This window comes from Shewanella sp. A32, from assembly GCF_029167175.1.
In the GTDB taxonomy this organism is placed as follows: Bacteria; Pseudomonadota; Gammaproteobacteria; order Enterobacterales; family Shewanellaceae; genus Shewanella; species Shewanella yunxiaonensis.
Genome location: NZ_JARFTS010000006.1, coordinates 12,088 through 37,453, shown reverse-complemented (window position 1 = coordinate 37,453; position 25,366 = coordinate 12,088). Strand labels below are relative to the sequence as shown.

Genomic DNA, 25,366 nt, shown 5'->3' with positions numbered 1-25,366 from the left:
GCCTTATTTCCTCAGTGTTAAACAAACCTCCATGCAATCGCTGAAAGCTGCAGATTTTTGCGCTATCATTGGCGCCCAGGATCGGCTCCCGAATTCACATAAGGAAACAGCATGCAAACCCTGGCTCAAACCCTAGCCAATCAAGCTATTCCGGCATCGCTGGCGCAACTGCTCCAGACCCTCGCCTCGACCTCTGTCGCTATCAGTAACGCCGTACGCCGTGGCGCACTGGCGGGCGTGCTCGGCAGCACTGACCACGAAAACGTGCAGGGTGAAACCCAGAAAAAACTGGACGTGATCACCAATGAGATGCTGAAAGATGCACTGCGTGCCGATGGCACGGTGCGGGCGCTGGCATCCGAAGAGGAAGATTTTCCGGTCGTGCTCGGCGAGCACGGTGATTATCTGGTGTGTTTTGATCCACTGGATGGTTCTTCCAATATCGACATCAATTCGCTGGTAGGTACGATCTTTTCGGTATTGCCAGCACCACAAGGTGACGTGAGTGAGCAGAGTTTTCTGCAAAGTGGTCGCCATCAGGTTGCGGCCGGTTATGTGTTATATGGCCCAGCGACCATGCTGGCGCTGACCACAGGTCAAGGGGTGCAGCTGTATACTCTGGACCCACAAAGCGGTGAATACCTACTGACCAACCCTGCGGTCAGCATTCCCAAAGACACTGCCGAGTTTGCCATTAATATGTCTAACCAGCAGTTTTGGGAAGCGCCAATGCAGACGTATATTGGCGACCTGCTGCTGGGTAAAATCGGCCCGCGTGAAAAGTCTTTCAATATGCGCTGGATTGCCGCCATGGTTGGGGATGTACACCGAGTGCTGAGTCGCGGCGGGATTTTCACTTACCCCACTGACAACAAAAATCCGCAAAAGCCTTACAAACTGCGCCTGATGTACGAAGCCAACCCCATGTCATTACTGGTGGAGCAGGCTGGCGGTAAATCCAGTACCGGTTATCAGGACATTCTGGACATTCAACCAGCAGCGATCCATCAACGGGTAGCGGTCATTCTGGGTTCTGCTAACGAAGTCGCGACTTGCCTGGAATACCATGCTGTCGACTATAGCGATGAGCCAGAGCTGTAATTGCTAAACACCGGGCGGTTTGCCAGCGTTGGCAAGCCGCCAAATCGCGTTATAATAGCCGCCACATGACGCTAATCCCGGCGATGCCGCCAAGATTCCACTGAAAGTGAAAGGATAAATAAATGAGCTTACTTGCTGTGCCTGCGGGCAAATCCCTGCCAGACGATATCTATGTCGTGATCGAAATTCCTCAGAACCACGATCCCATCAAGTATGAAGTGGACAAAGACACTGGTGCCCTATTTGTAGACCGCATGATGACTGCGCCAATGTTTTACCCATGCAACTATGGCTACGTTAACCAGACTCTGAGCCTGGATGGTGACCCAGTTGACGTACTGGTGCCAACGCAATACCCACTGCAGCCTGGTAGCGTGATCCGCTGCCGTCCAGTAGGTGTATTGAAGATGACTGACGAATCTGGCGAAGATGCCAAAATCGTCGCCGTACCGCACGACAAAGTCTCTAAAGAATACAAACATATTCAGGACGTAAACGATCTGCCAACTCTGCTGAAAGCTCAGATCAAACAGTTCTTTGAACACTACAAAGATCTGGAAGAAGGCAAGTGGGTGAAAGTTGACGGTTGGGAAGATGCCGCTTCTGCCCGCGCTGAAATCCTGTCTAGCGCAGCGCGTTATAACGAAGGTAAATAAACCTTCGTTATTATTTCTGAAAGGCCCGCAAACGCGGGCTTTTTTGTTACCGTTTAGCAACGGGGTTACGACAAACCAAGCTGCGCTTGGCAGAAGCTATCACTTCGTGATTGCAAACTACGTTTGCGAAAGTCGTGAGCTTTCGCGCTCACACTACGAGACAAGGGGGCTGATCAGCCTCGCCCCCTTATCAAACCCCTTGCTGCCCCGACGTCGCGAAACGCTACGGGCTTATGGTTTGCCATTCTCGCAAATCGCGCTGATTCGTCATCCATGACTCACCATCGCTTCTCGGCGTCCTTGCCTCGATTGCTCAATGCCTGCCCAACGCTCCTTCGCCGCGCCGAGGGGGAATAGGTGTTGCTTGCCGTCACAACTTTCGCCTTAGCTCAATGTCGTATTTTCTGCTATGGCTCTTACTGCTAGTCACTTTCTCAAAGTTATCTAGGTCAGATTTTATTCATTTTTCTATTGTGTTCAGTGAGATATGCGCATAAGTTGAGCAGTAAACATGCGTGAAATGCGACATGATATCGTGATTAATTCCGACATCATGTCGTCTGACATACTGTTAGGCTCTAATCCTAATCAATCCTTTTTTAATTATTGAGTTATTAATTTATGCATTTTCAAGCAGACCCAGTGACAATTAATGCTTTACTATCTGTTAATAAACAATATTGCATCCCTAGATATCAGAGAGATTTCTCATGGACTAAAGAAAATATTGATGAATTATGGTCAGATCTAATAAGCAACATTCGTACAGTAGATGATAAATTCACTTGTGAAGAATATTTCTTAGGTACACTAGTGCTAGCTGGCCGTGAAGAAGATTTTGAAGTAGAGGTGGTTGATGGCCAACAACGTCTAACTGTTATGACTATGTTTATTTCTGCCATTGGCAGAGCACTTTATGAAATAGGAAAAGCCCAAGCTGCAAGTGCTACATTTAGCACATATATTAAAGCTATTGATAGGCGGGGAACTGAATTTCCTAAATTAGATAAAAAATCACAAACAAATTACTTTACGATGACGATCCAAGATTTACAACGCCATCAAGCAGAACCTGAGTCAGAGGAAGATGAACTAGTAAAAGCAGCATTTGCACAGATAAATAAATTTGTCTCCAGAGCGTCATTGAAAAAATCATTGAATGTTTCAACTCCAGTGAATGATGAAAAATATAGTGAATTATTATTCGTGCTTCTGGATTTGATATTAGATCATCTGAAAGTTATTAGAGTTAACGTATTAAATAGCGATGATGCATACACTATATTCGAAATACTAAATGCTAGAGGAATCAACCTTAGCCCGATCGATTTAATCAAAAATAAAGTATTACAAGAATGGAGTAGCACATATCCTATAGATTTTGCGAAAACAAAATGGAATGAAATAATTAAAACCTTATCATCTAGAGAATCTCGCATTAGTCTAGATGAATACTCAATTAATCATTGGACAACAAAATTTGCATATACAAGCAAACGAAACCTTTACAAAGCATTTAAAAAACAATGGGATTCGAATACCTTCACATCTGAAGAGTATCTATTAGAGTTGCATGCGGACTGCCCAACATATGTCAAAATTTCGTCACCACTTTTAATTGATTGGCCACAATCAGACCAACGTGGCATATACAACGCACTTAATGCTCTAAATATTTTTAATGTTAGCATTATGCGTTCTTTTCTTCTCTCTTTATTTAAAGCTAGATCAAAAGGTCTAATAAAGCAGAGACGTTTAATTCAAACATTGAATAAAATTGAAAATTTTCATTTTATGTTCAACGCAATCTGCAGTTTACGACCATCTGGAATTGAAGGCATATACGCAAAAAATGCTAGAAATCTAACTTATGCACAGAATGCGCAAGAATGTAATAAAATCATTGCAGATGTTATAAACACCTTAGAAGAAAAAAGACCAACAAGAGATAATTTCATAAATAAATTCTCAGAACTCCAATTTTTAAATAAGAACACAAGCAATAAAAAACTAATTCAATATATTTTTGCAAAAATAGAAAGAAAATTGCGAGCAACAAACGAATTTGAACCTAGTGACTTGTCTCTGGAGCATATTGCCAATCAGTCTGACCAAGGAATCCCAGATACCGTAATCGGCTCTATCGGCAACTTACTTCCGATGGGTGAACTTATAAATGGAAATGCATCTACAATCGCATTTTCCGCTAAAAAAATCATATATCAAAAATCAAATTATTTTGTTGTGAAAGATTTCTTAGCAAAAAACCCTCAAGACGAATGGAATGAAACATTAATAAAAGCAAGAACCACTGCGCTTTCTGAATATGCATATGACCATATTTGGCGATAATGAATAGCCTAACAAAAACTTGAAATTGGACGGCACTTTGTGCCGCCATTTAAGTAAAAGTTAAGTGGAATGAGAAGTTCCCCATTTCCCGCGTTTAACACTCTGACTTAACAGGCAACACCAATTCCCCTTCGGCGCAGCGCAGGTGCGTTGGGCAGCCATTGAGCAATCGAGGCATGGATGCCGAAGAAGCCGCGCCGAGGAATGGATTCCGAGTTGGCGGCGATTTGCGAAAATGGCAAACCATAAGCCCGTAGCGTTTTGCGCCGTGGGGCGGCAGGGGGATTGATAAGGGGGCGAAGCCGTCTAGCCCCCTTATCCTCTGGTGTGGAACGAGCAGTTCCACGACTTTCGCAACCACAGGTTGCAATTACGCAGTGGTAAATCCTAACTGCGCCAGCTACATAGGCGCAGACTAATCTTGCTCGCAGTGTGAGCACGAAAGCTCACGACTTTGCCAAGCGCAGCTTGGTAATGGCGCCAGCCCATCAAGCTTATCAAGCTCGAACAGTGCAACGTTCAAACGCTAAACGAACTGGCAACACCAATTTCCCTTGGCGCTGCGCAGGTGCGTTGGGCAGCCATTGAGCAATCGAGGCATGGATGCCGAAGAAGCCGCGCCGAGGAATGGATTCCGAGTTGGCGGCGATTTGTGAAAATGGCCAACCATAAGCCCGTAGCGTTTTGCACCGAGGGCGGGATGGGGTTTATAAGGGCGAATACTCATCTACGATGAGTGTGCTTATGAGCGCGAGCCACGGATGGCGAGCTGGCCGTTTAACATGGATGTTATAGAGGGACGAGCATCGCCCCTTGGTCGCAGTGTGAGCGCGACAGCTCACGACTTTGCCAAGCGCAGCTTGATAATGGCGCCAGCCATCATCCTTATGCAGCAACCGCTGCTTGCTATCGCGCAGCGATAACACCATCTCAATGACTGAAATTCACCAAATTTCAGATAAAAAAAGCCGGTGGGGGGAACCACCGGCGTAAACGCAACATGAAGACCTGAGAGACTCAGGAAAATTTTGCCTGAATGGGGTTTCAGGCGATGATTACAAAACCTCGAAAGGCTGTAATCAAACTGGCAGTCACAGCGGCATCACTGCGACCAAATACTTTACGAAAAGACCAGTGCAAACAACGGTGCACCAATCACCATAGTGATCCCGGCAAATATCATGGTCAGACTGGCAACCACACCTTCCTGCTGGCCCATTTCTGTGGCCTTAGCAGTACCAGAGCCGTGAGCGGATGCGCCTAATGCCACCCCTTTACCCAAAGATGTATGGATATGGGCCAAACGGAACAAAGGTTCACCAATCACCATGCCGATAATCCCGGTCAGCATCACCAACATTGCTGTTAATTCTGGCACACCACCGAAAGATGTGGTGGCCTGCATTGCAAATGGTGTAGACACAGAACGTACCAACACGCTGTGACTCAGCTCTGCTGGTAATGGCACCACCTGTACTAATAACCAAGTTGATGTCAGACCAAAAATCACGCCCGCCAGCACCCCAAAACTGATCGTGATGGGGTACTTACGGATCAATTGCCGCTCACGATAGATAGGCAATGCAAACGCCACAGTCGCGGGTGCCAACAAGGTCACCAACCAGTGGGTATATTCAAAATAGGTTGGCAATGGGATGGATAACAATATCACCATCACTATCACCACGACCGGCGCCATAATACTCGGCAACAACCACCAGGTTTTATGACGACGATACAGAGCCTTGGCTGCATAATAACTGGCGACTGTCACAGCCAGACTTAACAGTGCCAACAATGTCGACTGGCTCATAAACTGATATGTCCTCGCGCTTTTTGATGCGCCATTTGCCGTTTAAGGTTTAATTTGCGCTCAAAACGAAATACTCTGTCTACAACAAAACCGGTACTTAGCAAGACACTAGCGGTGCCAACCACCAGCGTGAACAGAATGTTCAAGCCGTAGTGCTCTACCAGATTTTCATATTTCAGTACTGAGATCATTGGTGGAATAAAAAACAACAACAGATCACCGATGAACCAGGCAGCGCCAAGTTGCAGCGCTTTTTCCGGAATAATTTTTAATGCTAGGGCCAGCAATACCACAAACAACCCAATCACACTGCCTGGAATAGGCGAGTGAATTGCCGCGGCTACGGCATGCGCCCCCCAAGCCAACAAGCAGATAAACCCTATCTGCAATAGCGCCGCGCTATAATGCTTGCTTTGGGCTAGCATTAGACGACTGCGGTGACTATGAGACGGGCGAGTAAAAGTTTGCATCACACCACCAAAAAATATTTTATTGAGTTGTATTTTAGGGTGGTATTTTAGATAAAAAAAATGAATATTAATAATAGATAGCATTCCACCGGGTTATCACATGGATCTCAAAGTTATTCGTTATTTCATTGAAATCATCGATCACTGCGGCTTTGCCAAAGCGGCGGAAGCTATTCATATCACGCAGCCCGCCCTTTCCAAGGCGATTAACCAGCTGGAAGAAGAGCTGGATTTAGTGCTGCTGGAACGCGGCAAGCGGGGGAGCCAGTTGAAACCCACCGCGTCTGGCGAAACGGTCTATCGCTATGGCATGGAGCTGTTGAAAGTGAGGCAGGAGATGCACCGCGAGCTGGAAGCCCAACGTAGTCTCTCTGCCGGAGAACTGCATCTGGGACTGGCGCCATTGGGCAGTGCCGAAATTTTTTCGCCAGTAATCGCCCGCTACCGCAGCCTGTACCCGAAAATTGGGATGCAGCTATTTGTACGCGGTGGTATTGAACAGACGATTGCCCTGAAAAAACGCGAAGTAGAGCTGGCGACCGGGATTATCCCTGTTGGCGAGGAGTTTGAAGGCTTCTGTATTCGTCGAAATCCGATGGTAGTGGTGGTTCCCAAACAGCATTCTCTGGCCAACCTATCCAAGTTAACCTTGAAGCAACTGAATGATACGCCGCAGATCCTGTTTGATGAGGAATATGCGTTACATGATTTAGTGTATAGCGGCTGTATCAAAGCCGGCTTCATTCCCAAAATAGCCACTAAGGTCAGCCATCCAGATTTTGGCATCACGCTAGTTGCCGCCGGTACCGGGGTGATGATTATGCCGCAGTTTATTGCCGAACGGCATGCGGTTGCGGGGGTGATGCGAGTACCATTATCTACGGACGATCTGATCTGGGAGTTGTCGTTATTCTGGCGTAAAGGGCATCCACTGTCCTTTGCCGCACAAGCGATGGTTGAGCTGATCCATGAACAATTAGCTACTGATCCGCTGTGACAGCAGCAATGCCACTGCGCTTGGGGATGGCAATGTGGTCACATCCCCACTGGCAATCCTCGGTTTATGGTAGCAGTTGTCCTAGCCCCGAACGGCTGGCGCGTTATGCGCAGGTGTTCAGCAGTGTTGAAGGCAATACCAGTTTTTATGCCACACCGCTGAAAGCCGTGGCAGCACAATGGGCGGCAGCGGTCCCCGAATCCTTTCGTTTTACCTTTAAACTGCCACAGTTGATCACCCATCAAAGGCAGTTGCGCGATTGTCGCGATGAGGTAACCACCTTTTTTGATGCGATGACTCCGCTGATGGCAACCACCGGCATGTGGCAAATACAGTTACCTGCAACCTTCGGACCGGAAGCATTGCCACAACTGCAAGCATTTTTGCCCTTATTACCCAGCGGACTGACCTTGGGGGTTGAAGTACGTCATCCGGCATTTTTCGCCAAGGGAGATGCAGAGCGTCAACTTAACCGCCTGTTGCATCAACAGCAGATTAACCGGATTATCATGGACAGCCGCCCGGTATTTGCTGTCACAGCAGATAATGAAGTCATTCGCGATGCACAACGTAAAAAGCCCAGAGTGCCGGTACACGCCATTGCTACAGCAGCCCAACCAGTCATTCGTTTTATCGGTCAGTTAGATCTGGATACCAGTGAACAGATGTTTACCCCCTGGTTAGCCAAACTTGCTGACTGGCTAAATGGCGGTTATCAGCCGTATCTGTTCGTGCATACCCCGGATAACATTGCGGCGCCACAACTTGCGGCCAGATTGTGGCAACGTTTATCCGATTATCGTCAGGCGCAAGGGGCAACGGCACTCACGCCATTCCGCTTGGCTGACAGCCACAAACCACAGCTCAATCTGTTCAGCTAACGTGCATGCATTGCCATAAAAAAACCCGAACAGTGCCGGGCTTTGACTAAGAGAATATCCACACTACTTGCGTTGGCCTACCGGCACCATGATATGTGCATAAGGGGTTCCTTTCCACATCACATAAGGCCCGCCCACCGCAGGATCCGTTGGCAGAGCATCCAGCATTTGTGGATCTGGCACAATAATCATCAGGTGAGGTCCCTCCACAATCCATTGATTTTCAGCGGTCGGCTTGTCTGCATACGGGTCAATATTGCTGGCGCCACCATCACCGGCCAACATGTAGGAGATCCCGACACTTTTTGCCTGAAATGGCTGCTTATTCATCCAGGCTTTGGCCCACTCCATCCACGGGCCATCCATACACATAGGAGCAGTTCCTTGCAGTTGCGGAGGCGTTGGGAAACAAGTGTACTCATTGGTACCGCGTTGCAACATGTTGTTATCCCAATCGACCACGGTGACTTTATCTCTAATAGTGGGGGGAGCCGCGCTTTAAGCATCCTCGAGTAATTTATGCTGCTGTTCATTCATCTCAGCGACCGCCACATACGGTGCCATTAGCAGCAGAGAACTTATCATTACAGCTGAAGTTTTCATAAACCAGCCTCCAATTAAATCCTCGGTCACTTACCTCACCGAGATCTAAAGTATAGTCACCCTCCACTATTTAACATTTCGTACACAAAAAGGGTGTGAGTAGAGTAGACTGATATTGATAATCTTCAGGTGGGAGACGTGATGTTTTCGTTGGAGCAAACACAAGCGATTCTGGCGGCCTTACCTGATCCGGCTTTTATTCTCACCCGTAGCGGTAAATACGCGCAAATCTTCGGCGGCACCGATAATCGTTACTACCATGACGGTAGCAGTTTGGTCGGTAGCTTTATTGCGGAGGTGCTGATCCCTGAGAAAGCCAATTGGTTTATGCAGCAGATAGCGACGGTGCTAACGTCAGGTAACATGCTGATTGTGGAGTATCCGCTGGCAGGCGCTGATGTGTTAGGTCTGGAAGAAGGCCCGAAAGACCCGATCTGGTTCGAAGGTCGAATCCAACCCTTAAATTTTCAGTTTGAAGGTGAAGATGCCGTATTGTGGGTAGCCAGTAACATTACTGCCCGACACCAGTTGCAACAGCGACTGAAATATCTCAGTGAAACAGATGAACTGTCTCACCTATACAATCGCCGTAAACTGCGCAGTCATCTGCAACGCCAATTTAGTCTGTTTCACCGTCACCATACACCTTGCAGTCTGTTAGTCTTCGACCTGGATTTTTTTAAGCAGCTTAATGATGCCTGTGGTCATCCTATCGGAGATGCAGTGATAGAAATAGTTGGCCGGGTTTGTATACAGACGATACGCGAAGACGATTTAGCCGCGCGTTATGGCGGTGATGAATTTGCCGTATTAATGCCGCAAACCACCTTACACCAAGCCTGGTGTTTAGCTGATCGTCTACGCCGGAAAATTCAACATGCCCTGCTGGAAATGGACTTACCGCAAATATGTACCAGCATCAGTGGCGGGATCAGTGAATTTCTGCCGATGGATGACAGAGCTGACATTATTATTCAGCGCGCAGATAAAGGTTTATATATGGCCAAGAATTTAGGCCGCAATCGGATTTGTAATGAACATGAAGAATAGCCGCATCGATAAAAAAACCGGCTTCCGCCGGTTTTTTCTTGCAGTTCCGTAAGCTTACACTTCAGGGCGCATTGCCGGGAACAAGATCACATCGCGAATGGTGTGGCTGTTGGTGAACAACATCACCAGACGGTCAATACCAATGCCCTGACCTGCTGTTGGTGGCAAACCGTGTTCCAGTGCGCGGATATAATCACCGTCATAGAACATCGCTTCATCGTCACCGGCATCTTTGGCTTCTACCTGCGCTTTAAAACGTCTGTCCTGATCTTCTGCATCGTTCAGCTCGCTAAAGCCGTTAGCCACTTCGCGACCACCGATGAAAAATTCAAAACGGTCAGTGATGAAATCGTTGTCATCGCTGCGGCGCGCCAGCGGTGAAATATCTGCTGGGTAACCAGTGATGAAGGTTGGTTGCATCAGCTTAGGTTCGGCCGTTTCTCCAAAGATCTCTTCCAGCAATTGACCACAGGTCCAGAAAGATTCCAGTTCCACGCCTACATCTTTCGCCAGCTGTCGCATAAAGGCCAGGTCTTTGACGTTTTCATAAGTCATTGCCTGAATGGTAGCGTTATCTGGGTTATAGTGCTGAATGGCTTCAAGCATGCTCATGCGTGCGTAGGGGCCACCGAAATCGATGGTGTGTTCACCGTAAGCCACTTTGGTATCACCCAGCAGTTTGCTGGCAATGGATGACAGCATCTCTTCGGTGAAATCCATCAGATCACGGTAATCAGCGTACGCCATATAGAATTCCATCATGGTGAATTCTGGATTATGACGTGGTGACAAACCTTCGTTACGGAAGTTACGGTTGATTTCGAACACTCGCTCAAAACCTCCGACCACCAGACGCTTCAGGTATAATTCCGGTGCGATACGCAGATACATATCGATATCCAGCGCATTGTGATGGGTGATGAATGGGCGTGCAGAAGCACCACCTGGGATCACATGCATCATCGGAGTTTCCACTTCCATAAACTGCTTGCTTTCCATAAAGCTGCGGATTGCACCGACTACTTTAGAGCGCATTTTGAAAGTGTTACGGGACTCTTCGTTAACGATAAGATCAACATAACGCTGGCGATAACGGGTTTCCTGATCGGTCAGACCATGGAATTTCTCCGGTAATGGGCGCAGCGCCTTGGTCAGCAACTGATACTCTTCCATATTGACGAACAGATCGCCTTTGTTAGAGCGATGCAGTTCCCCTTTCACACCGATGATGTCACCGATGTCCAGCCCCTGATATTTCTCTTTCAGATCAGCCTGAACTGCTTTATCAGCGTAAACCTGGATGCGACCGGAAACGTCCTGCAACACCATAAATGGGCCACGCTTAGCCATAACACGACCGGCAATGGCAGTGTGAAAACCGAGGGCTTCCAGCTCTTCCTTGCTCTTATCACCAAACTGCTGTTCCAATTCACCAGACTTGTGGCTGCGACGGAAAGTATTAGGGTGACCATTGGCCGGGCCGGTTTCGCGATAGTGTTCCAGTTTCGCACGGCGCTCTGCAATCAGCTTGTTTTCATCCAGTTGTTCAGTCATTTCAGTTTCTTCTCTACTTACAGCCCGGATTTAAGGCTGGCTTCAATAAATCTATCTAAATCACCGTCCAGCACCGCTTGGGTGTTACGGGTTTCCACGCCGGTACGCAGATCCTTGATGCGGGAATCATCCAGCACATAGGAACGGATCTGACTGCCCCAGCCGATATCTGACTTCAGCTCTTCGGCAGCCTGCTTTTCAGCATTCTGCTTTTTTAGCTCAAGTTCATACAATTTCGCTTTCAGCTGTTTCATGGCCGTTTCTTTGTTCTTATGCTGGGAACGGTCATTCTGACACTGAGTTACTGTGTTGGTTGGCACGTGAGTAATACGCACGGCGGATTCAGTCCGGTTTACGTGCTGACCACCAGCACCAGAGGCGCGATATACGTCGATACGCAGGTCTGCCGGATTAATCTCAATATCAATCGAGTCGTCGATTTCCGGATAGACAAACACCGAACAGAAGGAGGTATGACGGCGGCCACCAGAGTCGAACGGTGACTTACGTACCAGACGATGCACCCCGGTTTCAGTACGCAGCCAACCATAGGCATATTCACCACTGAACTTGATGGTGGCGCTCTTGATACCCGCGACTTCACCATCAGAGACTTCAATCAACTCAGGGTTAAATTGATGTTCTTCACCCCAACGCAGGTACATACGCAATACCATGTTGGCCCAATCCTGAGCTTCGGTACCACCGGAGCCGGACTGAATATCCAGGTAACAATCGGAAGCATCGCTGTCGCCAGAAAACATACGGCGGAACTCCAATTCTTCCAGTTCCTTTTCCAGTTTTCCCAGCTCGTGACCAGTCTCGTTGAAGGTGTCTTCATCATCCTCTTCAACAGCCAGCGCCAACAGCTCTTCGACATCTTCGAGCCCTTGGTCCATGTCATCGATGGTTTCAACCACCTTTTCCAAAGACACGCGCTCTTTACCTAATGCCTGTGCCCGTTCAGGGTCATTCCAGACTTCGGAGCTTTCCAGCTCGCGGACGACTTCTTCTAGACGCTCTTTCTTGGCGTCATAGTCAAAGATACCCCCTAAGGAGATCGGTACGTTCCGCCAGCTCCTTGATTTTATTTTTTACCGGATTTACTTCAAACATGTAGACTCTACTTTGCGTAATTTGATCGATAACACTGTATGCAAGCCGCGCATTTTAACCTAAGCCACGGCTGAAACCTATGGTGACAGCCAATATTGCTGAAAAAAATCCCACTGTCTCACTCGGGCAAGAACACCACCGATCAAAAAACGGCGCCCGCAGCGCCGTTTCTTATCGTTAAAGCAAGGTCACACGCGGAATTGACCAACCAGTTTGTCTAAGCGCTCGCCGCTGCCAGACACCTTCTCACTCATCTGTGCCGCCTCTTCACTCGACTGCATCAACTCAGACACAATCTCTTGGATCTTATAGATATTGTGGTTGATCTCTTCGGTGACAGAACTCTGCTCAGTCGCCGCAGTAGCAATCTGGGTACTCATGTCATTAATGGCAGTAACCGAAGAGGTCACCGCCCCCAGACTTTCAGAGATAAACTGCGAGGATTCCACACTGCGCTTACAGTTCTGCTGACTTTGCTCCATGGCAGCAACCGCCTGTCCGACCAATGTATGCAGTTCGCTCAGCATTTCATTGATTTCCAACGTGCTCGCCTGAGTGCGGCTGGCAAGGTTACGTACTTCATCCGCGACGACCGCAAAGCCTCGACCCTGTTCACCAGCGCGAGCAGCTTCAATTGCCGCATTCAATGCCAGCAGGTTAGTCTGTTCCGCGATACCGCCGATCACAGATAACACACTGTTGATCTTTTGCGACTGATCATTGAGCGACTTAATGTGGGCCGCCGCATTGTTGATTTCGTGCATCAGCGATGACACTTCAGTCAGCGAGGTATCGACGCACTGCTGTGCCTTGGCAACTTCCTCAGTAGCATCATGCGTTGCCTCTGCTACCTGATTAGTATTGCCGGCGACTTCCTGCGCAGTGGAAGACATCTCAGTGATAGCGGTCACGACCTGATCGGTTTCCTGATTGTGGTTAAACAGCTGTGAGGCGATGGACTTGCTTTGCTCGTGAATATGATGCGCCGCATCATTCAATTCGCGCGTGGTACTGGCCACATCCTGCATAATGCCTTGCAGCTTAACCATGAATTGGTTGAAGGCCTTACCCAGTTGAGCAATTTCATCGTTACCGGTAACGTGCAGACGTTTGGTGAGATCCCCTTCGCCTTTAGCAATATCATCGAGATTGCGCAGCATGTTGAGAATCGGATCGACCATCTTGCCGGACATCCAGAAGATGAGAAAAGCACTGACAACGACAATCAGCACAATCGCTGAGATGATCACCCAGATTTTGTTGAGGATCATCGCCTGAGCATCGTCGTGATAACTCGCCACCGTGGCATCAATATCATCGATGTAAGCCCCAGTGCCAATTATCCAGTCAGTTCCCGGAACCGTAGCCGCATAACCGATCTTATCGACTAAACTGGTAGTCCCCGGTTTCTGGAAATAAAAGGTTAAAAAGCCATCACCGCTGCGCGCGGCTTTAAGCAAACCCTGTACAATTTTGATCCCTTTGGGATCGGTCATATTGATCTGCTCCGTGCCTTCCAGTTTCGGTAACCGTGCGTGGAACAGGTTCTTCCCTTGACCATCGTAGATATAGAAATAACCGGCACTGCCAAAACTCACGTTACGTAAAGCAGCATTCACATCACCATTATGTTCACGCTGGTAGGCCACGATCTCCTTTGCAACTTCCGTTACATGTATCAATTCCTGACGTCGCTCATGGATAAGCTTGCCGCGAAATTCCTGCACATTTTCGTCCAACGAAGCAGATTCCATTATATAAGAAAATATGGCAACAGCAGTTCCACCGATCAGCATCGGTAACAGAGCCAACAACAACACCTTATTGCGTACACCTAGATTCATCACTGCGAAATTCCCGGTCCCGGATGGAGTGGTTGAAGTATAACGTATTAGAAAAATATGTTGTTAAGACTTTGATAAAAAGATGCTGATTTTACTTAATTAATGTGACGAGGTTTACCAAATTTACAGGTGATTAACGCAGATAATTTTCGAGTAAATATTCTATTTCTGGCAATTTAAATAAAGACATTTTTCATTGGTATGATCATCAAAAATGCACAATGGCAGCTTTACTGGATATCTGCTGCTCCTCGTCACATCCACTTAAACATTAATAACCAAATACCTTGAGCTGCGGTTGATATATTGCCAAGCCCCTTTACATCAGGCATTACGACGCAATAAAGCTAACACTTCAAAATGGTCGGTATGGGGAAACATATCAAACAGCTGCACCCGTTGCAGACAATACCCGTCGATCGCGGCCAAATCCTGTGCAAGTGATTGCGGGTTACAACTAGAATACAGAATATAAGCGGGTGCAAAGTCACTAAGTTGCTGACATAAGGCGTTGCCAATCCCCCGCCGTGGCGGATTAACAATAATGACATCTGGAACCTCAGTGGCATTTTTTCCCGCCGCAAAATCGGTGGAGTCCAGAGCCTGAAAGTTCACATTTTCCAGCCCCAGTTGCTGAGCTGACAAACGGGCACAGGCGATTGCTTCAGCCTCAATTTCGATACCGGTTAGTTGGGTGTCACCATTGGCACAATGCAAGCCAAAACCACCCACGCCACAAAACAGATCCCACACCGACGATGGTGCTATCGGCCGCAACCATTCTCTCGCCGATTGATAAAGCTGTGCCGCAACAACGGGATTGGTCTGAAAGAAGCTTTTAGGGCGAATATACAGTGGCACCTCATTAAACACCTCACGCAGACGCGGTTCCCCGGCAAGCCAGATTTCTTCTTCCCCTTCCAGACGCGCCATGTGCACCGGCTGCAGGTTAACCGTCACCACTTTTATTGAGGGAAATGCCTGTAATAATCCCGGCAACTGTCGTTCAATCCGCGGGATAGCCTCAGATGAGCGCAAGACAAAACGTAACATGAATTCACCGCTCACCTGCGCCCGGGTCAGCAAGATAAACTTCAATTCTCCGCGAGCTTTATCGATTCGATAAGGCGGAATGCCTGCTTGCTGGACAAACTGCTGCAACTGCTGAAGCAACTGCTGCATATCGGCAGGATATAGCGGGCAATCACACAAACTGACCGGTTCACCATCGGGTCCAGGGATGCCCAATATCGGTTGATGGGCAGCCCCAAGCACCACCATTTTAGCCTTGTTACGGAAACCGGTTTGCGGCCCGCTGACGGGAGGTAGCCACTCCTGAGCGGCAAACGGTGCCAACAGCTGTTGTAACAACGACTGTTTGGCAGCTAATTGTTCCGTTAGCGGTTGTTGAATATGACGGCAAGATTGACAACTGCCGGCAGCAAAATGATGACAAATCACGACACATTCCGAGACTGAAAATTAAGAGTGAGCTTGAGGGCTCTCCGGGCTGGCACACTTTAGCGGTTTTGACGTGAAAAATCACCTCAGGATAAGGGAGTCAACATCCGCAATAGCGGTCCGTTCGCCCAAGTGCTCCGCGATATGTATCAGCACCTGCGCGGCAGTGCTACGGAAAGTCGTGAGCTTGCCGCCATAGAGTGACAAAATATGCGGATGTGATGGCTGAGACAGTAACTGCACTTCACGCGTACGGGAAAAAGCACTGCTACTTCCCGCCGGTAATACGCGCATACCGCTGTAGCTGCCCACGATCTTTTGTTCCAACGACGCTACCGTTCCCGCCAACGGAAAGTAGTGTTGGTAGATCCCCAACAGATAATAGGTTTCTTCTTGGGTTAACTGCGGCTGAGGTGAATCGCAGTGGGTTTCTGTGGTACCTAACAGCGTCTGGCCGTTCCAAGGCATGACAAACACCACCCGCTCGTCAAAACAGGACTCCAGATACAATATTCCTGGCGGTGCCGGAATATCTAACAGCAGATGACTGCCCTGCACCCATTCGATCGCCTGAAATGCCAGGGGGGGGTGAACGTTTGAGAGGATCTCATTCACCCAGGCACCGGCAGTGTTAATCAACATATGACAGTAAAGCTGATGTTGCTGTCCTTGCTGATGGTAATGCACGGTACATCCTTTGGCGTCATGCTGAATGCCGATACATTCGGCCTTTTGCAACACCTCAGCACCGAGCGCTATCGCACTATTCACAACGGCTTCAGTGAGTTTTTTGTCGTCAGTTTGCGCGTCCCAATATTGGAACAAGTGCGTCATGCCTGCCAATTTTAGGCCCGGGAATTGTGCCCATTCTGATGCGGTTATTGACTGAAAACGCCCCAGCGGATCGGGCTGGCTCAACAACCCGTAAAGGCTTAATCCCGCACGAATCGTCAGTGCCCCACGACGGCTGTCCCGATACACCGGGATGTAGAATTTAACTGGATGGACTAATGATGGCGCTAACTGCAACAACTCTCGACGAGCTTTAAGTGCTTCATAAACGAGGTGGATCTGTCCGGTTTCCAGATAACGCAGGCCCCCATGGATAAGCTTGCTGGACTGTGAGGAGGTACCACTGGCAATCGCAGATTTTTCCAGCAGGACAACCGAATATCCGGCCGCTGCGGCACGCTGCGCAATGCCAGCGCCATTGATACCGGCACCAATGATCACAAGATCGACGGCTTTCATCGCAGTTATTCCGACAGTTGCGACCAGAGGCGATCGCATAACTGTTTGAGATCAGTGAACTGTTCCGGCGCTAGTCTCGTGCGGCAAAACATCTGTAACGGGATATTCATCGCCGATTCTCGCAATGCCCGGCCAGCCTCAGTCAACGCCAACACGCGCATCCGCTCATCCTGTTGGCTGCGGCCTCGGCAAACCAACCCTTTAGCTTCCAGGCGTTTAAGCAATGGCGTCAACGTGCCAGAATCCAGATGGAGCTGCTCCCCCAGCAGTTTTACACTGATCCCATTATTTTCCCACAGCACCATCATTACCAGATATTGCGGGTATGTCAGTTGCAGTTGCTCCAGGTAAGGACGATAAGCCCGCACCATAGCGTTGGCGGCTCGGTACAAAGAGAAACAGATTTGGTTCTCCAGACAGAGTGGATTTTCCGGCAATTTGTCACTCACAATCCAAGCGCTCCCGAATTGACATCGAATTGTACACAATATACTTGTATCCGCCGCAAATATCGATCCCGCCACAAAAGCCTCGCCAAATCGGTCTAATGCTTTACTGACAATACCTTATCTGCGTTGCCAATTTTTGTTTGCGATAAAATGGAATTGTAGCGGCAGCTAACGGTCAAAATTTTGACCTATCTGTCGCTGTCGCCGGGAAGCCGACAACCTCAATAAAGTGCCAAAATATTGTCTAACATACTGTTTTTTATTATAAATATTCACATTTATCGCTGTTAAACAATTGTCTTTGGTAGTCAGATGCGATAATGTAAAACACCGTAAATAGTTCCGGCCATCCACAGGGAGGGGATAATGCGTAGTTGGGTTCTAAGTACTGTTATCTGCTGTTTTGTGTCTGGCTCAGTGATGGCTAGCTGCAACGATGAACAAAAACTTGGTCAGGTAACCTATGCCAACAACAGTTCTTTTTTTTCAGCCAAAGACTCCAAAGGACTGGATCATATTAAAAAAATTGTCAGCAATAAGCAGGACGGCTACCTATTGTTGGAATTTAATCTATTCCCGTCTCCCGGTGATAAAAAGCAGCAACAATATAATTTATGGTTGGCCAATCGTCGTATCGATCGGGTCAAAAGTTACCTGTCGGTCGCCAATCTGCCGTTACCCATCATTACTCGAATCCGTACTGCTGCACCGGAAGAACAGCGGAATGTAGACATTCTGTGGTGTCCGACATCCACCATGGCAGACAATAGCAACGCAAAGAAACAATAAGTCACGGCCTCAAGTTTTCTGCTGCTTGCTGTCATGACTGCGCCAGTGCCGTCAGCATCTGCGCCTTATCTGCCGCCGTTAATATATCCGTCGAAAGATTTCTGAACTATACCTGAGCGCTTTGGTATTGCGGTTCATTTCAGCGGATATCGTTGTGCAATGCGAGTTAGCCGAATGAGAGCTATGTAGCAGACTAAATATCAACACCCTAAAAATTAACGACTTCTCAAGTATCTCACTTTGACGACTTTTTGGATGCGGATAACAGATTTACCGCACCGTCGTTAAGTCTGCAGCGCAGCTGTTGTACATTGAATATTGACAAGTTTTACCCTGGATGGGTGAAGCAGATCCTTCAATATCTTTATCATATGAGCAGGTATTTTATGTTCAGAACACTGCTGGTTTGCCTGTTGCTGAGTTTTGGTCTGGTACTAAATAACGCAGCCGCCACGGAAAATACTATTGAATGGCACAAAGTTGATGCGCAGGGACAGCTTAAAATTCCGCTGTATTTTGTTTGGTCGAAAACCTGTCCTCATTGTAAAGAGGCTCATCCCTTTATCGATTCTCTGCCTAAAAAATATCCCTGGATTGAACTACATACCTACATGGTAGGTGACAGTGGCACGCAGGAGATTTGGCAGCAATTAGCTGACGCCACCAAGACACAGGCCCGCTCCGTGCCATTTATGGCCGTCTGTGGCAAAACCGTTATCGGTTATTCCAGTCGCGAAGTCACCGGTGAATTTTTACTGAATCGTCTTAAAACCTGCTACCTGGAACAGGGCGGCACCTTAGCTGCCGATGAAATGCCGGATGAAAATGCGGCAACCGCACCAGCAGTAACTGCTGATAGCGACTCGCCGTTTGCAACATGTGGCAGTGATGCTGGTAATGGCGCATGTGATACTGCTACCCCTGTCGCGACCTCAGATATTCAGCCGGTGGAATTACCGCTGTTAGGAGTTGTGACGACCGATACCATGTCTATGCCCATTCTGACACTGGTGCTGGCCGGGGTGGACGCGTTTAACCCATGTGCTTTCTTCGTGCTGCTGTTTTTACTGTCCATCATGGTCAACGCCAAGAGCCGCGGTCGGATGTTACTGGTCGGCGGCATCTTTGTATTTTTCTCCGGTTTTATCTATCTGCTGTTCATGAGCGCCTGGCTTAATGTCTTTGAATTGTTAGGAGCCAGCGATGGCAGCATGATTATTCTGGTAGCCGGTTTGCTGGCACTGGTGGCGGGCTCGATCAACGTGAAGGAATATTTCTTCACTAAGGGCGAAGTGAGTCTGTCAATGACGGCCGAAAACCGCACCAGTCTGATCAAACGCATGGGCAAACTCTCCAGTGCCTCCAGTCTGACGACCATGATTATCGGCACCACAATCCTGGCAATTCTGGCCAATGCCTATGAACTCTTGTGCACGGCTGGATTTCCAATGATTTATACCAGTGTGCTGTCGATGCATAAGTTCCCGACCATGGAACGCTACATGTATCTGGTATTCTACAACGTGGTGTATGTCATCCCGCTGATTGCCATTGTGGTTGCCTTCAGTATGACGCTGGGCAAACGCAAGTTGACCGAGAAAGAAGGTCAGACACTGAAACTGATGTCAGGCATTATGATGCTGGGATTGGGCGGTACGCTGGCAGTTGACCCCACAGCACTGCAGAGTGTCACAGTAGCGATTAGCTTAATCCTCGGTGCAATTGTCGTCACCGCGATTATTGTCACAGCACGCAAACTGCGCGAGCGACGCCATAAAACCAAAATGGCCTGATTTGCGTAAATAAACAAACCCGGCGCCATTGTCGGGTTTGTTTATTGGGATAATTGCATTAGAGTGAATGCAACTTCTGATAAAAACAGGGCTCATTATGGCCGTTAATCTCAATGTGCACCCGACTGCGATAGGAAATGTGCAGACAGCGGTTGCCGTAAAAGTGGCTCAACTGTCCAAGCAGCAGATGCAAGCTGAAGGCAATATAGCCTTGCAACTCATCAATGCCACAACTCCGGCCGATCAAGCTGATGCTCCAGCAACTGCGGGTAACCTTGGTACGATTATCAACACCACAGCCTGAGGTCAGAAGATGCCGACTGGGTACACATATCTCATGGTGTGATTGGCAATAAAAAACCGGCATAGCCGGTTTTCTTATTGCAATTAGCACCTGCAATTAAGCCGCTTTTTCATCACTTGACTGACGGATCAAATAATCAAAGGCACTCAATGCAGCAGTCGCTCCGGTTCCCATGGAAATGATGATCTGCTTGTAGGGCACTGTAGTTGCATCACCTGCGGCAAATACACCTGGCATAGAGGTAGCACCCTTGGTGTCGACAATCACTTCACCGAAGCGGGTCAGTTCAATCTCACTTTCTTTTAGGAATCCAGTATTGGGTACCAGACCAATCTGCACAAAGATACCCGCCAAAGCCAGCTGCTTCTGTTCACCACTGTTGCGATCTTTGTAAGCCAAACCGGTCACCTTACTGCCATCCCCAATAACTTCGGTGGTCTGGGCACTGGTGATGATATCGACATTACGCAGTGATTTGGCTTTTTTCACCAGCACATCATCGGCCCGCAGCGTGTCAGCGAATTCCAGTACAGTGACATGTTCCACAATACCGGCCAGGTCGATAGCAGCTTCGATGCCTGAGTTACCGCCACCAATCACGGCGACTTTTTTACCTTTGAAAAACGGGCCGTCACAATGCGGACAGTAAGCCACACCCTTAGTGCGATATTCAGCTTCACCCGGTACGCCCAATTCACGCCAGCGCGCACCTGTCGCCAGGATCACGCTTTTACTCTTCAGGGTGGCACCGCTTTCCAAGGCGACAGCAATATCACTGTCACGACTGACATTGGCAGCACGCTGCCCGGTAATGATATCCACGCCGTATTGTTTCACATGTTGTTCCAGTGCAGCAGACAGTTTTGGACCTTCGGTATACGGCACCGAGATAAAGTTCTCGATACCGACAGTGTCCATCACCTGACCACCAAAACGTTCGGCAACCAGACCAGTACGAATACCTTTACGCGCGGCATAAATTGCCGCAGCGGCCCCTGCAGGACCACCGCCCACGACCAGCACGTCATAAACCGGTTTGTCATTCAGCGCCGCCGCTTTTTGTTCAGAGGCACCGCTGTCAACTTTGCTGACAATCTCTTCCAGCGTCATACGGCCCTGACCAAAATGTTCACCATTGAGGAACACTGCGGGTACGGCCATGACGCCACGTTGATTGACTTCTTCCTGGAACAACGCGCCATCGATCATCACGTGCGTGATGTTTGGATTAAGGCTTGCCATCAGGTTCAGTGCCTGTACCACATCGGGACAGTTATGACATGACAGCGAAATATAAGTTTCGAAGTGATATTCACCTGGCAAGTTGCGGATCTGCGCTAACAGTTCCGGTGCGGCTTTAGAGGGGTGACCACCCGCCTGTAGCAGCGCCAACACCAGCGAAGTAAATTCATGCCCCATCGGCACTCCGGCAAAATTGACCCGTGGGGATTGTCCTTTGGGCGCCACCGCCATGCTTGGCGTACGCGCATTGTTCACCGGTGTCAGCGAGATTTTGTCGGACATTGCCGCCAATTCCTGAGCCAGTTCTGCGACTTCGCGAGATTTATCACTATCGTCACTGGACACGCTAAGCTCAATCGGCTGCTTGATATACTGCAGATAGCTGTCCAGTTGTTTTTTCAAATTAGCGTCTAACATGAACGTGTCCTGTGAAAAGAAATAGCATTAAAGGGTCCGGCTCGCCGCCGTAACGGTCGAGCCGGAAGGGACGCAGTCTTAAATTTTGCCTACCAGGTCCAGAGATGGTGCCAGAGTGGCTTCACCTTCACGCCATTTAGCAGGGCAAACTTCACCTGGGTGAGCAGCAACATACTGAGCGGCTTTGATCTTACGCAACAGGTCTTCAGCATCACGACCAATCCCTTCAGCGGTAACTTCGATGGCTTGAATAACGCCTTCAGGGTCAATCACAAAAGTGGCACGGTCTGCCAGGCCTTGACCTTCACGCATCACACCGAAGTTGTTGCTGATAGTGCCAGTCTGGTCGCCCACCATGAAGTATTTGATCTTGGCGATAGTTTCAGAGCTGTCATGCCAAGCTTTGTGAGTGAAGTGAGTGTCAGTAGACACTGAGTAAACTTCAACACCCAGCTTTTGCAACTGGTCGTAGTGATCGGCCAGATCACCCAGCTCAGTTGGGCATACGAAGGTGAAGTCTGCAGGGTAGAAGAACACAACAGACCACTTGCCGATCAGACTCTGTTCGGTGACTTCAACAAATTCACCATTGTGGAATGCAGTAGCGGTAAAAGGTTTAACAGCAGTATTCAGTGACTGAACCATGTGAAAGCTCCCATATTTTTGGTTGGATACAGAGGACAACGTCCGTCGCTGTCCTTTTGTTGAGAGCCATAATAGTCAGCGGGAAGTAAAGAATAAAACAGATAAAAACTATCGTTACAATCGGTTTTTTAGAACTGCACATTTTGCCATTCGGCAAATCGATTAAGTGATAACTGTAAATCGAATCCCAACTTTTGCGATAAGGCCATGGCCTGGCGCTTCAACTCGACCTGCCCCGCGGGTAATGCCTTAGCGGTAGCAAACACAACCCAGTTACCACTGCCGGTTAAACAGGCGTATACCGACGGAAATAGCGCCTGAAGCTTGGCCAGCAATTCAGCATCACGGCTGTGTTCTTTCCAGCAGTTTAAAATAAGCACGCCGTCAGCTTTTAATTGTTGCTGACACCGCTGCAAAAAAGCCGTCGAAAGCGCACCGGCAGCAATCCCTTCACTGTCAAACAGATCGCAAAATAGCATATCTACCCGCTTATGCTGTGATTGTGCGAGATAGTGCAAGGCATCCGCTTCTATCAAAGTCAGCTTTTTTGACAACGGCAGCCGAAAATAGCGTTTACAGAGTTCGATCACCGCCGGACGCAATTCTATCGCGGTAATGCGAATCGCCGCGTCAAACTGGCGCAGTGCATGAATTAACACGCCGCCGCCAAGTCCCAGTACCATTACGCTACGCGGTTGGCCGAACAGCAGCGCTAATAACATCGCACGCAGGTAAGTATGTTTGGGAATATGCGGCGTGGCTTTTAAAAGCTTGCTTTGTTCATCATGTTCGCCAAATGCCAGTATCCGCTGTTCGGCATCTTCTAAAACGAAAATGCTACCCCATTGATCTTTGGCTGTAGCTAGTGTGCGATATTCACGCATAAACAAAGGACTCGACAACGCGGACTTTAAACCTGGAGGCCAAAGCCGTTAACATGGAGACACAGCATACAGGTTAACCCAGGAGGAGTCGAAGCCTATGATGACCCACATCCTCATCGTCATTTTGTATCTCAGCGCTTTTGCATTCATTCAACGACGCGTGGTGAAAGGCGTACGTGAATACGGCCAGCTTAAACATATCAACACCGCCCGCGTCAGTCTGGTCAGTAAATTCATTACCATACTGCTGTTCTTTCTGACGTTGTCACTGATGGCAATTTCCCTGGGGCTGGGATACCAGGATGTTTCACTGTTTGTCTCATCAGCCTTTGCTGTACTGGGGGTAGCACTGTTTGCCCAGTGGTCCATTCTGAGCAACTTAACGGCAGGAATTCTGATTTTCTTTGTATTTCCCTATAAGGTCGGTGAACGTATCCGGATTGTCGATGCCGATGAAGACATTAGTGGCATCTTGCAGGAAGTCGCATTGTTTCATTTATTGATCAAACGCGATAATGGCGACACCATCACCTACCCCAACAGCCTGGTATTACAAAAAGCGGTATTAAAACTGCAGTATCAGACGGCTGTTGCCAAGGACACTGAAACTCCAGCCGCAGATGAAGAGCACCGCCAGGCATGAGGCTTGGCGGCTCGTGGCCTGCCGTTAAAACAATTCGTTGCCACAGGGTTGATTCCCGAGCACTTGTTTAATGTTGTTGAGGGTCGTCTCAGCAATGTTATCCAGTGCTTCTCTGGTCAAAAATGCCTGGTGACCGGTAAAAATCACATTGTGACAGGCAGACAAACGACGAAAGACATCGTCGTGGATCACTTCATTGGATTTGTCTTCGAAGAACAGCTCTTTTTCATTCTCGTAAACATCCATTCCCAGTGCCCCAATCTGCCCCAGTTTCAGCGCTTCCATCGCATCAACGGCATTAAGCAAGCCGCCACGGCTAGTATTAATCACCATCATGCCGGGTTTCATTTTGGTGAAACTTGTCGCGTTCAGTAAGTGATGGTTTTCCTTCGTCAGCGGACAATGCAGACTGATGATATCGCTTTGACTGAACATGGTATCGAGGTCGGTGTAACTGGCACCCAGTTCCACCACAATTGGATTTGGATAGGGATCATAAGCGAGCACCTTACAACCGAAGCCTCGCAGAATACGAATGGTGGCGACGCCTATTTTGCCCGTACCAATCACGCCAACAGTTTTGCCATACATGTTGAAGCCGACCAGCCCTTCTAGCGAGAAATTCGCATCACGGGTACGCTGATAGGCCTTATGAATTTTACGATTGAGCGTCAGCATCAACGCCACGGTATGTTCTGCCACAGACTCCGGGGAATAAGCCGGGACATTCACCACTTTCATTCCCAGCCGTTTGGCGGCATCGAGATCAACGTTATTAAAACCAGCACAACGCATGGCGATTACCCGCGTGCCACTGGCATATAACTCAGCGAGTGTGTGTTCACACAGATCGTCATTAACAAAGGCACAAATGACTTCAAACCCCAGCGCTAGCTTCACCGTTTGTTGACACAAACGATAATCGAAAAACTCTATTTGAGCGCCTAATCCCATTTGTTCATTCATGGCAGAGAAATGCTGAATGTCGTATCGCTTAGCACTGAAAAAACCAATTCTCATCGGTATGCCCTCAAAAATAGTGATTGTTTGA

23 protein-coding genes are annotated in these 25,366 nt (G+C 48.4%); 10 read left to right on the top strand and 13 right to left on the bottom strand.

Features of this window, described 5'->3' with window-relative positions; translation table 11 throughout:
- Positions 1 to 111: 111 nt before the first annotated feature.
- From PY479_RS06620 to PY479_RS06610, 3 genes are all read left to right on the top strand, one after another.
- Positions 112 to 1,101: a class 1 fructose-bisphosphatase gene (locus tag PY479_RS06620; RefSeq protein ID WP_212594519.1), complete on the top strand. Its 990-nt coding sequence runs from the start codon at positions 112 to 114 to the stop codon at positions 1,099 to 1,101.
- A 122-nt stretch (positions 1,102 to 1,223) separates the two neighbouring features.
- Complete coding sequence (gene ppa / locus PY479_RS06615) at positions 1,224 to 1,757, top strand: inorganic diphosphatase (RefSeq protein WP_212594520.1); 534 nt, start codon at positions 1,224 to 1,226, stop codon at positions 1,755 to 1,757.
- 621 nt (positions 1,758 to 2,378) lie between these two features.
- Positions 2,379 to 4,109: a DUF262 domain-containing HNH endonuclease family protein gene (locus PY479_RS06610; RefSeq protein ID WP_275483261.1), complete on the top strand. Its 1,731-nt coding sequence runs from the start codon at positions 2,379 to 2,381 to the stop codon at positions 4,107 to 4,109.
- A gap of 1,120 nt (positions 4,110 to 5,229) precedes the next feature.
- On the opposite strand, the gene PY479_RS06605 is transcribed toward PY479_RS06610, so the two are convergent.
- Together PY479_RS06605 and PY479_RS06600 are read right to left on the bottom strand one after the other, a co-directional pair.
- Positions 5,230 to 5,922 (bottom strand): LrgB family protein, encoded by a 693-nt coding sequence (locus PY479_RS06605; protein WP_275483260.1) that lies wholly within the window; start codon positions 5,920 to 5,922, stop codon positions 5,230 to 5,232.
- Positions 5,919 to 6,392, bottom strand: a complete 474-nt coding sequence (locus PY479_RS06600) for a CidA/LrgA family protein (protein ID WP_228730346.1) — start codon at positions 6,390 to 6,392, stop codon at positions 5,919 to 5,921. The genes PY479_RS06605 and PY479_RS06600 overlap by 4 nt, the downstream gene beginning before the upstream one ends.
- 100 nt (positions 6,393 to 6,492) lie before the next feature.
- Here PY479_RS06600 and PY479_RS06595 point away from each other — a divergent pair, with 100 nt between their 5' ends.
- Both PY479_RS06595 and PY479_RS06590 read left to right on the top strand, forming a co-directional pair.
- A complete protein-coding gene (locus PY479_RS06595) occupies positions 6,493 to 7,389 on the top strand; it encodes a LysR substrate-binding domain-containing protein (protein ID WP_275483259.1) in 897 nt (298 codons plus the stop codon).
- A gap of 32 nt (positions 7,390 to 7,421) precedes the next feature.
- Complete coding sequence (locus tag PY479_RS06590) at positions 7,422 to 8,270, top strand: DUF72 domain-containing protein (RefSeq protein ID WP_275483352.1); 849 nt, start codon at positions 7,422 to 7,424, stop codon at positions 8,268 to 8,270.
- 63 nt (positions 8,271 to 8,333) lie between these two features.
- Here the strand turns inward: PY479_RS06590 and PY479_RS06585 are convergent, their stop codons facing one another.
- Positions 8,334 to 8,711: a hypothetical protein gene (locus PY479_RS06585; protein WP_275483258.1), complete on the bottom strand. Its 378-nt coding sequence runs from the start codon at positions 8,709 to 8,711 to the stop codon at positions 8,334 to 8,336.
- A 303-nt stretch (positions 8,712 to 9,014) separates the two neighbouring features.
- Here PY479_RS06585 and PY479_RS06580 point away from each other — a divergent pair, with 303 nt between their 5' ends.
- On the top strand, positions 9,015 to 9,923 hold the full coding sequence (locus PY479_RS06580) for a GGDEF domain-containing protein (protein ID WP_275483351.1): 909 nt from the start codon (positions 9,015 to 9,017) through the stop codon (positions 9,921 to 9,923).
- 54 nt (positions 9,924 to 9,977) lie between these two features.
- Here the strand turns inward: PY479_RS06580 and lysS are convergent, their stop codons facing one another.
- The 6 genes from lysS to PY479_RS06550 all read right to left on the bottom strand — a co-directional run bounded on the left by lysS (position 9,978) and on the right by PY479_RS06550 (position 17,598).
- Complete coding sequence (lysS, locus tag PY479_RS06575; protein WP_275483257.1) at positions 9,978 to 11,477, bottom strand: lysine--tRNA ligase; 1,500 nt, start codon at positions 11,475 to 11,477, stop codon at positions 9,978 to 9,980.
- A 17-nt stretch (positions 11,478 to 11,494) separates the two neighbouring features.
- Positions 11,495 to 12,593 (bottom strand): peptide chain release factor 2 gene (gene prfB / locus PY479_RS06570; protein WP_275483256.1). Its coding sequence is split into 2 segments (ribosomal slippage): positions 11,495 to 12,517 and positions 12,519 to 12,593, totalling 1,098 coding nucleotides; the frame shifts between segments, so codons are not numbered across the junction.
- 188 nt (positions 12,594 to 12,781) lie between these two features.
- Positions 12,782 to 14,440 (bottom strand): methyl-accepting chemotaxis protein, encoded by a 1,659-nt coding sequence (locus PY479_RS06565; protein ID WP_275483255.1) that lies wholly within the window; start codon positions 14,438 to 14,440, stop codon positions 12,782 to 12,784.
- A gap of 321 nt (positions 14,441 to 14,761) precedes the next feature.
- Entirely contained in the window at positions 14,762 to 15,898 is a 1,137-nt protein-coding gene (rlmC, locus tag PY479_RS06560; protein WP_275483254.1) for a 23S rRNA (uracil(747)-C(5))-methyltransferase RlmC, read from the bottom strand.
- An 81-nt stretch (positions 15,899 to 15,979) separates the two neighbouring features.
- Positions 15,980 to 17,149: an FAD-dependent oxidoreductase gene (locus tag PY479_RS06555; RefSeq protein WP_275483253.1), complete on the bottom strand. Its 1,170-nt coding sequence runs from the start codon at positions 17,147 to 17,149 to the stop codon at positions 15,980 to 15,982.
- A 5-nt stretch (positions 17,150 to 17,154) separates the two neighbouring features.
- Positions 17,155 to 17,598 carry a MarR family transcriptional regulator gene (locus tag PY479_RS06550; RefSeq protein WP_275483252.1) on the bottom strand — a complete coding sequence of 148 codons (444 nt, stop codon included), beginning with the start codon at positions 17,596 to 17,598 and terminating at the stop codon, positions 17,155 to 17,157.
- Positions 17,599 to 17,964: 366 nt separating this feature from the next.
- Between PY479_RS06550 and PY479_RS06545 the strand changes: the two genes are divergently transcribed.
- The 3 genes from PY479_RS06545 (at position 17,965) to PY479_RS06535 (ending at position 20,484) form a co-directional block, all read left to right on the top strand.
- On the top strand, positions 17,965 to 18,387 hold the full coding sequence (locus tag PY479_RS06545) for a hypothetical protein (RefSeq protein ID WP_275483251.1): 423 nt from the start codon (positions 17,965 to 17,967) through the stop codon (positions 18,385 to 18,387).
- Positions 18,388 to 18,773: 386 nt separating this feature from the next.
- Complete coding sequence (locus tag PY479_RS06540) at positions 18,774 to 20,180, top strand: cytochrome C biosynthesis protein (RefSeq protein WP_275483250.1); 1,407 nt, start codon at positions 18,774 to 18,776, stop codon at positions 20,178 to 20,180.
- 97 nt (positions 20,181 to 20,277) lie between these two features.
- Positions 20,278 to 20,484 (top strand): cytoplasmic protein, encoded by a 207-nt coding sequence (locus PY479_RS06535; RefSeq protein ID WP_275483249.1) that lies wholly within the window; start codon positions 20,278 to 20,280, stop codon positions 20,482 to 20,484.
- 96 nt (positions 20,485 to 20,580) lie between these two features.
- Here the strand turns inward: PY479_RS06535 and ahpF are convergent, their stop codons facing one another.
- The 3 genes from ahpF to PY479_RS06520 form a co-directional block, all read right to left on the bottom strand.
- The gene (ahpF, locus tag PY479_RS06530; RefSeq protein ID WP_275483248.1) at positions 20,581 to 22,143 is read right to left on the bottom strand and encodes an alkyl hydroperoxide reductase subunit F; all 1,563 of its coding nucleotides are present in this window, start codon (positions 22,141 to 22,143) and stop codon (positions 20,581 to 20,583) included.
- 78 nt (positions 22,144 to 22,221) lie between these two features.
- Positions 22,222 to 22,788: an alkyl hydroperoxide reductase subunit C gene (gene ahpC, locus PY479_RS06525; protein WP_212594291.1), complete on the bottom strand. Its 567-nt coding sequence runs from the start codon at positions 22,786 to 22,788 to the stop codon at positions 22,222 to 22,224.
- A gap of 128 nt (positions 22,789 to 22,916) precedes the next feature.
- Entirely contained in the window at positions 22,917 to 23,672 is a 756-nt protein-coding gene (locus tag PY479_RS06520; RefSeq protein WP_275483247.1) for a methyltransferase domain-containing protein, read from the bottom strand.
- Positions 23,673 to 23,769: 97 nt separating this feature from the next.
- Between PY479_RS06520 and PY479_RS06515 the strand changes: the two genes are divergently transcribed.
- The gene (locus tag PY479_RS06515) at positions 23,770 to 24,315 is read left to right on the top strand and encodes a mechanosensitive ion channel family protein (RefSeq protein ID WP_212594293.1); all 546 of its coding nucleotides are present in this window, start codon (positions 23,770 to 23,772) and stop codon (positions 24,313 to 24,315) included.
- A 24-nt stretch (positions 24,316 to 24,339) separates the two neighbouring features.
- On the opposite strand, the gene PY479_RS06510 is transcribed toward PY479_RS06515, so the two are convergent.
- Entirely contained in the window at positions 24,340 to 25,335 is a 996-nt protein-coding gene (locus PY479_RS06510) for a 2-hydroxyacid dehydrogenase (protein WP_212594294.1), read from the bottom strand.
- Between the last annotated feature and the right edge of the window lie 31 nt (positions 25,336 to 25,366).

What these genes read in the sequence shown, in the direction of transcription:
- lysS (WP_275483257.1), bottom strand. Translation starts at nt 11,477, where the DNA reads ATGACTGAACAACTGGATGAAAACAAGCTGATTGCAGAGCGCCGTGCG.
- PY479_RS06540 (WP_275483250.1), top strand. Translation starts at nt 18,774, where the DNA reads ATGTTCAGAACACTGCTGGTTTGCCTGTTGCTGAGTTTTGGTCTGGTA.
- PY479_RS06595 (WP_275483259.1), top strand. Translation starts at nt 6,493, where the DNA reads ATGGATCTCAAAGTTATTCGTTATTTCATTGAAATCATCGATCACTGC.
- PY479_RS06600 (WP_228730346.1), bottom strand. Translation starts at nt 6,392, where the DNA reads ATGCAAACTTTTACTCGCCCGTCTCATAGTCACCGCAGTCGTCTAATG.
- PY479_RS06610 (WP_275483261.1), top strand. Translation starts at nt 2,379, where the DNA reads ATGCATTTTCAAGCAGACCCAGTGACAATTAATGCTTTACTATCTGTT.
- PY479_RS06520 (WP_275483247.1), bottom strand. Translation starts at nt 23,672, where the DNA reads ATGCGTGAATATCGCACACTAGCTACAGCCAAAGATCAATGGGGTAGC.
- PY479_RS06515 (WP_212594293.1), top strand. Translation starts at nt 23,770, where the DNA reads ATGATGACCCACATCCTCATCGTCATTTTGTATCTCAGCGCTTTTGCA.
- ppa (WP_212594520.1), top strand. Translation starts at nt 1,224, where the DNA reads ATGAGCTTACTTGCTGTGCCTGCGGGCAAATCCCTGCCAGACGATATC.
- PY479_RS06580 (WP_275483351.1), top strand. Translation starts at nt 9,015, where the DNA reads ATGTTTTCGTTGGAGCAAACACAAGCGATTCTGGCGGCCTTACCTGAT.
- PY479_RS06620 (WP_212594519.1), top strand. Translation starts at nt 112, where the DNA reads ATGCAAACCCTGGCTCAAACCCTAGCCAATCAAGCTATTCCGGCATCG.
- PY479_RS06545 (WP_275483251.1), top strand. Translation starts at nt 17,965, where the DNA reads ATGCGTAGTTGGGTTCTAAGTACTGTTATCTGCTGTTTTGTGTCTGGC.
- PY479_RS06510 (WP_212594294.1), bottom strand. Translation starts at nt 25,335, where the DNA reads ATGAGAATTGGTTTTTTCAGTGCTAAGCGATACGACATTCAGCATTTC.
- PY479_RS06605 (WP_275483260.1), bottom strand. Translation starts at nt 5,922, where the DNA reads ATGAGCCAGTCGACATTGTTGGCACTGTTAAGTCTGGCTGTGACAGTC.
- PY479_RS06535 (WP_275483249.1), top strand. Translation starts at nt 20,278, where the DNA reads ATGGCCGTTAATCTCAATGTGCACCCGACTGCGATAGGAAATGTGCAG.
- PY479_RS06590 (WP_275483352.1), top strand. Translation starts at nt 7,422, where the DNA reads ATGTGGTCACATCCCCACTGGCAATCCTCGGTTTATGGTAGCAGTTGT.
- PY479_RS06585 (WP_275483258.1), bottom strand. Translation starts at nt 8,711, where the DNA reads ATGTTGCAACGCGGTACCAATGAGTACACTTGTTTCCCAACGCCTCCG.
- PY479_RS06555 (WP_275483253.1), bottom strand. Translation starts at nt 17,149, where the DNA reads ATGAAAGCCGTCGATCTTGTGATCATTGGTGCCGGTATCAATGGCGCT.
- ahpF (WP_275483248.1), bottom strand. Translation starts at nt 22,143, where the DNA reads ATGTTAGACGCTAATTTGAAAAAACAACTGGACAGCTATCTGCAGTAT.
- ahpC (WP_212594291.1), bottom strand. Translation starts at nt 22,788, where the DNA reads ATGGTTCAGTCACTGAATACTGCTGTTAAACCTTTTACCGCTACTGCA.